At 71.4% G+C, this 10,623-nt stretch carries 11 protein-coding genes and 1 tRNA gene; 8 read left to right on the top strand and 4 right to left on the bottom strand.

Annotation, left to right across the window (positions count from 1 at the left end; all coding sequences use genetic code 11):
• Positions 1–248 precede the first annotated feature (248 nt).
• Complete coding sequence (locus tag B4E30_RS12765; protein WP_286795482.1) at positions 249–3,983, top strand: AAA family ATPase; 3,735 nt, start codon at positions 249–251, stop codon at positions 3,981–3,983.
• The gene (locus tag B4E30_RS12760; RefSeq protein ID WP_286795481.1) at positions 3,970–4,155 is read left to right on the top strand and encodes a hypothetical protein; all 186 of its coding nucleotides are present in this window, start codon (positions 3,970–3,972) and stop codon (positions 4,153–4,155) included. Before B4E30_RS12765 ends, B4E30_RS12760 begins: the two co-directional genes overlap by 14 nt.
• 12 nt (positions 4,156–4,167) lie before the next feature.
• Here the strand turns inward: B4E30_RS12760 and mscL are convergent, their stop codons facing one another.
• Genes mscL through B4E30_RS12745 form a run of 3 tightly spaced genes read right to left on the bottom strand, consistent with a single transcriptional unit; the run spans position 4,168 to position 5,517 of the window.
• Entirely contained in the window at positions 4,168–4,590 is a 423-nt protein-coding gene (gene mscL, locus B4E30_RS12755) for a large conductance mechanosensitive channel protein MscL (protein WP_286718403.1), read from the bottom strand.
• 28 nt (positions 4,591–4,618) lie between these two features.
• The gene (locus B4E30_RS12750; protein WP_286795480.1) at positions 4,619–4,900 is read right to left on the bottom strand and encodes an FmdB family zinc ribbon protein; all 282 of its coding nucleotides are present in this window, start codon (positions 4,898–4,900) and stop codon (positions 4,619–4,621) included.
• A 20-nt stretch (positions 4,901–4,920) separates the two neighbouring features.
• The gene (locus tag B4E30_RS12745) at positions 4,921–5,517 is read right to left on the bottom strand and encodes a 5-formyltetrahydrofolate cyclo-ligase (protein ID WP_286795479.1); all 597 of its coding nucleotides are present in this window, start codon (positions 5,515–5,517) and stop codon (positions 4,921–4,923) included.
• 57 nt (positions 5,518–5,574) lie between these two features.
• Here B4E30_RS12745 and galU point away from each other — a divergent pair, with 57 nt between their 5' ends.
• The 5 genes from galU to B4E30_RS12720 all read left to right on the top strand — a co-directional run bounded on the left by galU (position 5,575) and on the right by B4E30_RS12720 (position 8,922).
• Positions 5,575–6,462 carry a UTP--glucose-1-phosphate uridylyltransferase GalU gene (gene galU / locus B4E30_RS12740; RefSeq protein WP_194384848.1) on the top strand — a complete coding sequence of 296 codons (888 nt, stop codon included), beginning with the start codon at positions 5,575–5,577 and terminating at the stop codon, positions 6,460–6,462.
• 25 nt (positions 6,463–6,487) lie between these two features.
• Positions 6,488–7,117, top strand: coding sequence for a GNAT family N-acetyltransferase (locus B4E30_RS12735; protein ID WP_194384849.1), 630 nt, complete (start codon positions 6,488–6,490; stop codon positions 7,115–7,117).
• Positions 7,118–7,195: 78 nt separating this feature from the next.
• Positions 7,196–8,077, top strand: coding sequence for a large exoprotein (locus B4E30_RS12730; protein WP_194384850.1), 882 nt, complete (start codon positions 7,196–7,198; stop codon positions 8,075–8,077).
• A 51-nt stretch (positions 8,078–8,128) separates the two neighbouring features.
• A tRNA-Ala gene (locus tag B4E30_RS12725) sits at positions 8,129–8,201 on the top strand.
• 94 nt (positions 8,202–8,295) lie between these two features.
• Positions 8,296–8,922, top strand: coding sequence for a hypothetical protein (locus B4E30_RS12720; RefSeq protein ID WP_286795478.1), 627 nt, complete (start codon positions 8,296–8,298; stop codon positions 8,920–8,922).
• Between the two features lie 16 nt (positions 8,923–8,938).
• Here B4E30_RS12720 and B4E30_RS12715 read toward each other — a convergent pair whose 3' ends face one another.
• Positions 8,939–10,015: a Glu/Leu/Phe/Val dehydrogenase family protein gene (locus tag B4E30_RS12715; protein WP_286795477.1), complete on the bottom strand. Its 1,077-nt coding sequence runs from the start codon at positions 10,013–10,015 to the stop codon at positions 8,939–8,941.
• A gap of 121 nt (positions 10,016–10,136) precedes the next feature.
• Here B4E30_RS12715 and B4E30_RS12710 point away from each other — a divergent pair, with 121 nt between their 5' ends.
• On the top strand, positions 10,137–10,610 hold the full coding sequence (locus tag B4E30_RS12710; protein WP_286795476.1) for a YbaK/EbsC family protein: 474 nt from the start codon (positions 10,137–10,139) through the stop codon (positions 10,608–10,610).
• Positions 10,611–10,623 lie beyond the last annotated feature (13 nt).

Below are 10,623 nucleotides of genomic sequence, written 5' to 3'. Positions count from 1 at the left end.
GCTCGTCATCGACGACGATGAGCACCTCGCCGACCGGGGTCGGGTGCACGTGGAAGCGGAGTGTCATGGCGTCATCCTGTCGCGCGCGCCGCGACGTCGTCGATCCTGCGCGGGAGCCTGGGGAGCGTCACTCAGCGCGACACGGCTGGGGAGGAGCGGTTCACCCCGAGCGGTCCCGCGCCTCCCAATACCGCGAAACTCTGTCGGGATGCAAGAGGACCGCGCGTCCCGCGCATAGTGTGACTGTCGTGTGGCGAGCAGAAGGCAGCGTCGCGGTCGGTGAGCAGGTGGCCGGACCGGCGGCGACCGTGACCCCCGGCGACCTCGATCTCTCGGAGCCGGGCGTGCGGGTGACCCATGTCGCCGAGTCCGAGCGCGATCGGCTCCGCCGTCAATCGGCGCGTCTGGGCGGGCGGTCGACGCTGCTGCACTTCGACGAGAGCGTCGATGCGGGCATCGAGATCACGAAGGCGCACCCGGGAAGTCTGCCGCAGTTCATCACCGGGCGCTCGACGCTCCTGTCCAACCTCTTCCGCGACGAGGTCGCGCTGCGGACCGCACGCATGGCGGCCGAGCAGATCACCGCCAAGAACGTGGAGCTGCGCACGGCGCGCGGGATCGAGGCCGTGCACCTCGCCGTCGGTCTCGCGGTCTGGCGCCTTGGCGGGCTGGAGTGCTCCGCGCCGGTGCTGCTGCGGCCGCTGGCCATCCGTCGCCACCACAGCGACTTCGAGCTGAAGCTGCACGGTTCGTTCTCGGTCAACCCCGAGCTCGTGCGCGCCCTGCGGACGCACTTCGGCATCGACCTCGACGGCGACGCGCTCGCCGCCCTAGCCTACGACCAGGGGGTGTTCAAGCCCCAGCCCGTCATCGACCACCTGCGCGCGCTCACCTCCGGCTTCGATCACTTCCGGGTGCACCCCCGGCTGGTGGTCTCGAGCTTCGCCGACGTCGGCGAGACCATGACGCGCGACTGCCGCGACCTCGACCACCCCGTGCTGAATGCGCTCGCCGGGCATCTCGCCGACCGCGAGGCCTTCACCGCTCGCCGCGAGGTGCCGCAGATGCCGCACCCCGACGAGCGACCGCCCGCCGCCGACACGCTCCTGCTCGACGCGGACGCCGAGCAGGAGGCGGTCCTCGCGCGCATCCTCGCCGGACAGTCCCTCGCGGTGCACACCCTGCCCGGCACGGGGGGCACGCAGACCGTGATCAACACCGTCGGCGCGCTCGTGCGCGACGGCAAGCGCGTGCTGGTGGTGAGCGCGCGACGGTCGACCCTCGACGGCATCCGGCACCGCCTCGCCGGCATCGGGCTGCCCGGCCTCGCGGTCTCGCCGCGATCGCTGCGCCGCGACCTGATCCGCGCGATCGGGCGCAACGAGAAGGCACAGGCGCCGAAGGTCGCCGACATCGACGACGCGCTCGTGCGCCTGCGCGGCGTGCTGCGCGACTACCGCACCGCCGTGACGAAGACCGACGACGCCCTGAAGGTGTCGGTGCTCGACATCCTGCGCGCGCTGTCGCGCCTGTCCGCGCGGGATGTGCCGCCGTCGACCTCGGCGCGCCTCGGGGTGCGCACCCTGCTGCGTCTGGCGGCCTCGCGCGATGTGGCCGCCACGAAGCTGGCCGCCGCCGCGCGGCTCGGTGAGTTCCGCTTCGGGCCCGACGACTCGCCGTGGTACGGCGTCTCGTTCGCGACGACGGAGGATGCGCGCGCCGCCCACGCCCTCGCGGGGCGCCTGCACCGCACCGACGTGCCCGCTCTTCTGGAGCGCGGATACGAGCTGATCGCCCAGACCCGCATGCACCCCTTCCGCACGGTCGCCGACCTCGGGGAGTACCTCTCCGTGCTGCAGGGCATCCGCGACACGCTCGACCGGTTCAGCCCCACGGTGTTCGAGCGGCCCCTCGTCGAGCTCATCCAGGCGCACGCGCCGCGCCGGGACGCACCCACGATGAGCGGGGCGAATCGCCGTCGGCTGCGGCGCCTGTCGAAGGAGTACATCCGTCCGGGCGTGCACGTGCCCGACATGTACGAGGCGCTGCTGCGCATCCAGCACCAGCGCACCCAGTGGCAGCGCTTCGTCGACGCCGGGATCACGCCGGAGGTGCCGCTCGGCCTCGCCGACGTCGTCACCGCGTGGCAGCGGGCCGACGCGGAGCTCGCCGACCTCGACGGTGTGCTGGGCCGCACCGGCTCGCACGCGCTGTCGACGCTTCCCGTCGCGACCCTCGTCCGCACCCTGGCGTCGCTCGCCGCCGAGTCGTCGTACTTCGACAACCTCGTCGAACGCGCCACCCTCCGCACCGAACTCGGCGAGATGGGCCTCGAGCCGCTGCTGTCGGAGCTGTCGGTGCGGCACGTTCCCGAAGAGAACGTCGAAGCGGAGCTGGAATTCGCGTGGTGGCAGTCGGCGCTCGAGCACGTGCTGCGATCGGATCGCGCTCTTCTGGGCGCGAACACCGCGGTGGTGGACCGGCTGGAACGAGACTTCCGGCTCGTCGACGAGGCCCACGCGGCCGCTGCCGGTCCGCTCCTCGCGGCGCAGCTCGCGACCCAGTGGCGGATCGGCCTGGTCGATCACGCCGACGAGGCCGACGCCCTCAAGCGCGCCCTGAAGGACGGCGTCAGCGCCGCCCACGTGCTGCAGGCCGCCCCCACCCTCATGCGCACCCTCGCTCCCGTCTGGCTCGCCTCGCCCTACGACGTGCCGCGCATCCCGGGCGACGAGGACTTCGACGTGGTCGTCGTCGCGGATGCCGCCTCGCTCGCCCTCGCCGAGGCCACCCCGGCCCTCCGCCGGGCGCGCCAGGTCGTCGTGTTCGGAGACCCCGTCACGCAGAAGCCCACGCCGTTCCGCGTCGCGGCCGGCGAGCTGTCGGAGGACGACCGCCTCGAAGCCGAAGACGCGGAGCCGTTCGACAGCGTCAGCGTGTTCGAGCGCCTTGCCGAACTCGTGCCCATCGCGACCCTCACCCGCAGCTACCGCGCCGGGGGAGAGGACCTCGCCGAACTCGTCAACGACGCGTTCTACGGCGGCGAGCTCTCCTCGCTGCCGTGGGCCGGGTCGTATCTCGGACGCGGGAGCCTCAGCGTCGACTACGTCGAGGGCGGCACGGGCGTGCCCGATCCCGTGACCGGTGCCGTGGAGAGTCCGGATGCCGAGGTCGCGCGCGTGGTCACGCTCGTGGTGGAGCACGCGGTCAACCGCGGCCAGGAGTCCCTCATGGTCGTCACGGCCAGCACCCGGCATGCGGCGCGCATCCGTGCCGCTGTGGAAGCGGCCTTCGCCGGCCGCTCCGACGTGGCCGACTTCGTCTCGCGCGACACGGCGGAGCCGTTCGCGGTGCTGAGCCTGGAGGAGTCCGTCGCCGAGAGCCGGGACCGGGTGGTCTTCTCGCTCGGCTTCGGCCTCACCCGCCACGGGCGCGTGCTGAGCGACTTCGGCGACCTCTCCACGCCCGACGGCGATCGGCTGCTGACCGTCGGCATGACGCGCGCGCGGCGGTCGATGGTCATCGTGTCGTCCATCCGCCCGTCGTCCTTCGATGACGGTCGACTCGAGCACGGCGCGGCGACGCTCATGAGCATCCTCGGCGGACTGGCCGCACGGCAGCGCGACGCGCGCCTGGAGGATCTCGCCGACCCGCTCACGCGGTCCCTCGCCCGCGAGCTGCGGCGGCTCGGTGTGGCCGTCGACGTCGACTACCGGGGCCTGCTGCCCCTCGTCGCCCAGCACGACGGCAAGGCGGTCGTGGTCGAGAGCGACCCCGAGACGGTCGCGGACTCGCTGCGCGAGGCCCTCCGGCTGCGGCCGCAGATCCTGCGGCGCCTCGGCTGGCACTACGTGCGCGTGCACTCGTTCGACCTCTACAGCGACCCCGCCTCGGTCGCGGAGCGCATCGCCGGCCTGCTCGGCGTGTCGTCCGAAGCGCCGCGCGCCGACGCGGACACGCAGCCGATCGATGTCATCGAGTGACCGGCAGCGTGTGGAGAAGGTCCGCGGCGCCCGGCGGGCGAAGCTGACCGCCGCACCCGGCACCACCGACGAGCCCGCGGAGCCCGACGCCGACAGTGACGCCGAGGCCGCGGCGCCGGCATCCGGACCGAACGACGAGCGGATGCGCCGCGAGGTGCCGCCCCACTACTGAGGCGGAGCGGGGCTAAACCTTCGGGGTGGCGTTCTGCTTCTCGAGCAGATCGCGGATCTGCACCAGGATCTCCTGCTCGGTGGGCAGCTGCGGCTCTTCGGGCGCCTTGTCGACGCCCGCCTTCGCGGCGGCCCGCGCCTTCATGAGGTTCATCGGGTGCACGAAGACGAAGTAGACCACGAGCGCCACGGCCAGGAACGAGATGACGGCGTTGATCAGCGTGTCCACGGGGAAGGTCACGTCGCCCCAGAGCCCCTGCACCGTGAATCCGATGGTGCCGTCTTCGGAGGGCTGCCACACCAGCTGGATCAGCGGATTGATGATGCTCGCGACGATCGCGTTGACGACCGCGGTGAAGGCGGCGCCGATGACCACGGCGACGGCGAGGTCGATGACGTTGCCTCGGAGGATGAACTCCTTGAAACCCTTGATCACGGTGTCTCCTTCCGGCCTCGGCGGCCGCTCACGCGCCCGACGGTGCGGGGGCGGATGTGCTCTCGGACTTCGATGATGACGAAGACGGGCCCGCGTCGCCACCCTGAGATGCTTTCGCGGTCGACGACGAGCCCGAGCGCGAGTCGGTGCGGTAGAAGCCCGAGCCGTTGAAGGTGACGCCGATCGACCCGTACTCCTTGCGGAGCACGCCCCCGCATTCGGGGCACTCGGTCAAGGTCGGGTCGGCGAAGGACTGCACGGCGTCGAAGCGGTGTCCGCAGTGCTTGCAGGCATAGGCGTAGGTGGGCATGGGCGACTCTCGGTATCGGCTCAGCGCGCCGCAGGCGCGAATTCGTGGATGCGGGTGGGGGTGACCGCGCCGGTGACCGGCTGGTCGTGGAGCTCGGAGGGGACCTCGTCGAGGATTTCGCTGTCGTAGACGACGGCGTAGACCGGCGGGCAGCCCTCCATCGATCCGATCGTCTTGTCGAAATAGCCGCGGCCCCATCCCAGGCGCATGCCGGTGCGGTCGACCGCGGCGGCCGGCACGATCATGAGGTCGACATCGTTCACCGCGATGGGTCCGAGGAGCTCCCCGACGGGCTCCGGCAGCCCGAACAGGCCCTCGGCGATGTCGCCGTCTTCGGTGGCGACCGTCCAGTCCAGCAGGCCGTCGGTGCGGGTGATGGGGAGGAGAACGCGGATGCCGCGGGCGACCGCGTTCTCCACGAAGGCGCGCGTCGACGGCTCGAACGGGGTGGAGAGGAAGCACGAGATGGCCGAGACCTCGTGGCGGGCGAGCAGGTCGTCCAGGTGCGCACTCAGCTGCTCGCCGGCCGCCTCCACGGCGGCGGCCGACATCACGCGGCGGCGTTCGCGCAGTTCGGCACGGAGGGCGCGCTTTGCGTCGTCGATCGCGTCGGACATGGATCGATTGTATGTCGCCGACACGGGGCCGACACATGATGCCGGTAGGATCGCGCCATGCCGTCACAGCCCTTCAAGGCCGTCATTCCCGCTGCCGGACTCGGAACGCGATTCCTGCCCGCGACGAAGGCGATGCCCAAAGAGATGCTCCCCGTCGTCGACAAGCCCGCCATCCAGTACGTGGTCGAAGAGGCCACTGCGGCCGGCATCGACGATGTGCTCATCATCATCGGTCGCAACAAGAACAACCTCTCCAACCACTTCGACTCGGTGCCCGAGCTCGAGGTCAAGCTCAAGGAGAAGGGCGACGAGGACAAGCTCGCGCGCGTTCAGCACTCCAGCGACCTCGCCGACATCCACTTCGTGCGTCAGGGCGAGCCCAAGGGGCTCGGTCACGCCGTGCTGCGCTCGCGCGCGCACGTCGGCGACTCGCCGTTCGCGGTGCTGCTCGGCGACGACCTGATCGACGAGCGCGACGTGCTGCTGACCAAGATGATGGAAGAGCACGAGCGCACCGGCGCCGCGATCATCGCCCTCATGGAGGTCGACCCCGAGCACATCCACATGTACGGCGTCGCGACGGTCGAGGAGACCGACCAGGACGACGTCGTCAAGGTCAAGGGCCTGGTCGAGAAGCCCAAGCGCGAAGACGCCCCGTCGAACCTCGCGATCATCGGTCGCTACGTGCTCTCTCCCGCGGTCTTCGACATCCTGGAGCGCACGGAGCCCGGCAAGGGCGGCGAGATCCAGCTCACCGACGCGCTGCAGGAGATGGCCGCCGACCCCGACGGTCCGGGCGTGTACGGCGTCGTCTTCCGCGGCCGCCGCTACGACACCGGGGATAGGGTGGACTACATCAAGGCCATCGTGCAGCTCGCCGCCGACCGTGACGACCTCGGTCCCGACCTGCGCCCCTGGTTCAAGGAGTTCGCGGCGTCCCTGTGACGCCGCCGGTTCGGAGGGGGAGCGCATGGACCTCGCGTCTCCCCGCTCGTACGGATCGATCGCGATCCGCCTGATCCGGCAGCGGGATTCCCGCGCGCTGCAGCAGGAGCTGCTCACCAACCGCACGTGGCTGCGCCCGTGGGAGGCGACGAACCCGGACGGGCCCGTGTCGATCGACATGCGCTCGGCGGTTCGTCGCCTCCTCCAGCAGTACCGTGACGGGGGCGGCATCCCGTTCGTGATGGAGGAGAACGGAACGATCGCGGGGCAGCTGAACGTGTGGGGCATCGCCCGCGGCTCGCTCGCGTCCGCGACGATCGGCTACTGGGTGAGCGAGCGCTTCGCCGGGCGCGGCATCACCCCCACCGCGGTCGCCCTGGCGACCGACATCTGCTTCTCGGAGCTCCGCCTGCACCGCATGGAGATCTGCATCCGGCCCGAGAACACGGCGAGCCTGCGCGTGGTCGAGAAGCTGGGCTTCCGCTACGAGGGTCTGCGTCGGCGGTACATCCACATCGACGGGGACTGGCGCGACCACTACTGCTTCGCCGTGGTCACCGAGGACGTGCCCGACGGCGTGCTGCGACGCTGGGTCGAGGGGCGCGCGCCGCAGGATGCCGCGGCGATCCCCCCGGCCGACCGGCTGCGCGCCTGACACACCCTCGCGCCGGTTCGGCCGCGACACGCGGGCGGATGCGGCATCGAGACGCAGCGGTCGCATACCGTTGACGCCATGGGCGGACAGGTACTCGGCGGGGGCGTCATCGTGCTCGTCGCGGTGCTCCTGTGGCTCGTCTATCTGCTGCCGTCGTGGAACAGCCGCCGGCAGTTCGACGCCGCTGAACGCAATGCCGTGCGTCTGAACCAGGCGCTGCGCGTGCTGGCGGAGACGAGCGAGACCCCCCGCGAGGTGCGCCTCGAGCTCAACGCGCGCACCGCGGCCGCCCAGCAGCGCCTCGCGCGTCAAGCGACCCAGGAGCGCGAACAGGCCGCGCTGGAGACGCAGCGGCTGGAGCTCGAACGGGCCCGCCTCGAGCGGGCGGCGGCTCGAGCGCATCCGGATGCCCGCCGCCGACGTGCGCGTCGGCGTGCCCGCGCGGTCTTCACCGTCACGGGCGTGGCCGGCCTCGGTGTCGCGGGCGCCGGCGCGTGGTCACTGGCCGTCGGAGGCCCCGTGACGCTGCTGTGGGTCGGGTCGACCCTCGCGGTCCTGTCGGCTGTGCTGCTGCACCGCATGTGGCGCGTCGCGGTGCGTGCGGCCGCGCGTCCGGCGGCACCCGCGGTGGCGGAGCGCGTCGCGTCGACGGTGCAGGATGTCGCCCTCGCACCGACGCCGGCACCGACCTGGACGCCCCGCCATCTTCCGCGCCCGCTGACCGCCTCGGTCGGATCGCGTGCCTCCCTCACGCTCGACGCCGAGGATGCGCGCGCATCGCTGCGCCGTGCCGCCGTGGACGAGGCGATGCGCGCCGAGGAGGAGCGCCGCCGGCCGGTCGCGCTGCCGGAGCCGGCCGCGCGTGAGAGCCGGCCGGAGTATGGGCGCATGGGCTTCGTGGACGACGCCGAGATCGAAGCTCACGTGCGCGATCTGCTCGCCAGGCGCGCCGCGGGCTGACCGTCGCGTCGGGTCGTTCCCCGTCACCGTGATAGTGTTGCTGAGGTTCACGGGCCTGTGGCGCAGTTGGTAGCGCGCTTCGTTCGCAATGAAGAGGTCAGGGGTTCGAATCCCCTCAGGTCCACATTTTCCGAGGCTCTCGGTCCGGCTGTCGCTTCCGTCGAGTCGAACCGATCGCGCTACGCTCTTCTCACCCGCTCGGGGCAGAAGGAGCACTCATGGCCGAGACGTCTGGCACCGAAGCGCGTTCGCGCGACATCCGCGACATCGTCGCCGTCGTGCTGCTGTCGACCATGGCCGTGTTGACCGCCTGGTGCGGATTCCAGGCGTCCAAGTGGGGCGGCGAGATGTCGATCGCCTTCAGCCAGGCCTCCAGCGCGCGTGTGCAGGCGACGAACTTCGACGGCCAGGCGCGCGACCAGCGGCAGTTCGACCTGACGGTCTATGCCTCGTGGGTCGAGGCGCAGGCCGCCGGTCAGGAGGAGCTCGCCGCGTACATCGAAGAGCGCTTCCAGCCGGAATTCCGCGTCGCCTTCGACGCGTGGCAGGCGGAGGGTGCAGACGAGGGCGGCCCCTTCGTGCAGGAGGAGTACGTTCCTGCGGGCTCCGTCGAGGCGGCGGAGTACTCCGCCCTCGCCGACGCGAAGTTCGCCGAGGCGCTGGAGAACAATCAGCGGGGCGACAACTACTCCCTGCTGACGGTGCTCTTCGCGCTGGTGCTGTTCCTCACGGCGATGTCGCAGCGCAACATCGCCGTGTGGGCATCGCGCACCTTCCTGGGCCTGGCGATCGTCGTCGGGATCGCGGGCATCGTGATCCTCCTGACCTTCCCGATCAAGGTCTGATCGGCCCGACCCGGCGTCAGACCGGCAGTGCCGGGTCGTCGGCTCGAGCGCGCAGGCGCTCGCCGGCGATCTCCTCCGCCGCGACCAGGGGAGTGACGCCCGAAGCGGCGGCGGCGTCGAACACCCGGCGCATGGTCTCACCCACTCCGGCGACGCGGTCCATGATCTCGGCTCGCGTGCCGCGGCTCTTCGCCTCGAGATCGAGGTAGATCACGCCACCGGCGTTGGCGACGAAGTCCGGAGCGTAGAGGATGCCGCGCGCCGCGAGCCGGTCGGCTCCGGACCGCGTGGCGAGCGGGTTGTTTGCGGGGCCGCACACAGCGCGGGCGGCGAGGGCGTCGATGACCGAATCGGTGAGCAGACCGCCGATGCCGGCGGGAACGAAGACGTCGGCGTCGATCAGGTGCTCATTTCCCGGTTCGACCCACCGCGCTTCCAGCTGAAGCGCCAGGTCCCGCTTGGCGGGGTTCACATCGGTCACCGTGAGGACGGCTCCCTCGGCGGCCAGCCGGAGCGCCAGACGGCTGCCGACCTGGCCGAGCCCGGAGACGGTGATGCGCCGCTGTGCGACCTCCGCGGATCCCGTGCTGCGCTCCAGGGTCGCGCGGATCGCCTCGTACACGCCGATGCTGGTCGGTCCGGCCGGTTCGCCGGAGCCGCCGACGCTGTCGGGCAGGCCGACCACGTGCGTCGTGCGTTCGCTCACCACGAGCATGTCGTCCGTGGTGCTGCCCACGTCCTCCGCCGTGCGGTACCGCCCGCCGAACGACTCGACGACATCGCCGAGATCGAGGAACGCGTCGCGTCGTCGGCCGGCATCGAGCGCGTCTTCCGGTGACAGCGCGATGACGGCTTTGCCGCCTCCGGCATCGAGGCCCGCCGCCGCGTTCTTCAGGGTCATCGCCGACGAGAGCCGGAGCACGTCGCCGAGGGCGTCGCTCCAGTGCGGATAGCGCCACAGGCGTGCACCGCCGAGGGCGGATCCCAGGGTCGACGAATGGAGGGCGACGGCGACGAACAGGCCGCTGCGCGGGCCCGTGGTCACCTCCACGCGTTCGTGGGTGAAGTCGGGCAGGGGCAGGATGTGCGTCATTGCTCTTCTCTTTCGGCCGGCCTTGTGGGCTGCGCTCAACGGCGTCGCGGCGTTGCGACCCCGTCATCCCATTCTGCCTCCTCCCTCCGTCGGCGGCGAGGGCCGGCGCTACGCTGTGGCCATGACAGACCTTCCCGCCCGCAGCCAGCTCGTCCGCGACCGCCTGCGCGAAGAGGGGATCGAGGGAGAGATCATCGTGCTCCCGGACGCCGCCTCGACGGCACCGCTGGCCGCCGCAGCGCTCGGCGTCGAGGTGGGCGCCATCGCCAACAGCCTCGTGTTCTGGAGCGACGGCGGTCCGCTCCTGGTCATGACCAGCGGCGCGCACCGCGTGGACACCGCCGCGCTGTCGGAGCGCCTGGCGATCCCCGGAATCACGCGCGCCACGGCGCAGCAGGTGCGGGAGGCCACCGGGCAGGCGATCGGCGGCGTCGCGCCGTGCGGCCATCCGGAGCGGCTGCGGACGGTCGTCGACCAGGATCTCGCGGCATTCGACGAGATCTGGGCGGCGGGCGGCACCCCGCACACGGTCTTCCCGATGACCTTCGATCAGCTCGTGCGGGTGACCGGCGGCACGGTCAGCCGCGTGGACTGACCGCGCCGCCGGC

It is taken from the genome of Microbacterium sp. UBA3394 (assembly GCF_002358725.1).
GTDB lineage: Bacteria > Actinomycetota > Actinomycetes > Actinomycetales > Microbacteriaceae > Microbacterium > Microbacterium luteum.
This window is presented reverse-complemented; position numbering and strand designations above follow the sequence as displayed.

Coding starts and splice junctions, on each gene's coding strand:
- B4E30_RS12760 (WP_286795481.1), top strand. CDS start 3,970: ATGTCATCGAGTGACCGGCAGCGTGTGGAGAAGGTCCGCGGCGCCCGG.
- B4E30_RS12750 (WP_286795480.1), bottom strand. CDS start 4,900: ATGCCCACCTACGCCTATGCCTGCAAGCACTGCGGACACCGCTTCGAC.
- B4E30_RS12745 (WP_286795479.1), bottom strand. CDS start 5,517: ATGTCCGACGCGATCGACGACGCAAAGCGCGCCCTCCGTGCCGAACTG.
- galU (WP_194384848.1), top strand. CDS start 5,575: ATGCCGTCACAGCCCTTCAAGGCCGTCATTCCCGCTGCCGGACTCGGA.
- B4E30_RS12735 (WP_194384849.1), top strand. CDS start 6,488: ATGGACCTCGCGTCTCCCCGCTCGTACGGATCGATCGCGATCCGCCTG.
- B4E30_RS12730 (WP_194384850.1), top strand. CDS start 7,196: ATGGGCGGACAGGTACTCGGCGGGGGCGTCATCGTGCTCGTCGCGGTG.
- B4E30_RS12720 (WP_286795478.1), top strand. CDS start 8,296: ATGGCCGAGACGTCTGGCACCGAAGCGCGTTCGCGCGACATCCGCGAC.
- B4E30_RS12715 (WP_286795477.1), bottom strand. CDS start 10,015: ATGACGCACATCCTGCCCCTGCCCGACTTCACCCACGAACGCGTGGAG.
- B4E30_RS12710 (WP_286795476.1), top strand. CDS start 10,137: ATGACAGACCTTCCCGCCCGCAGCCAGCTCGTCCGCGACCGCCTGCGC.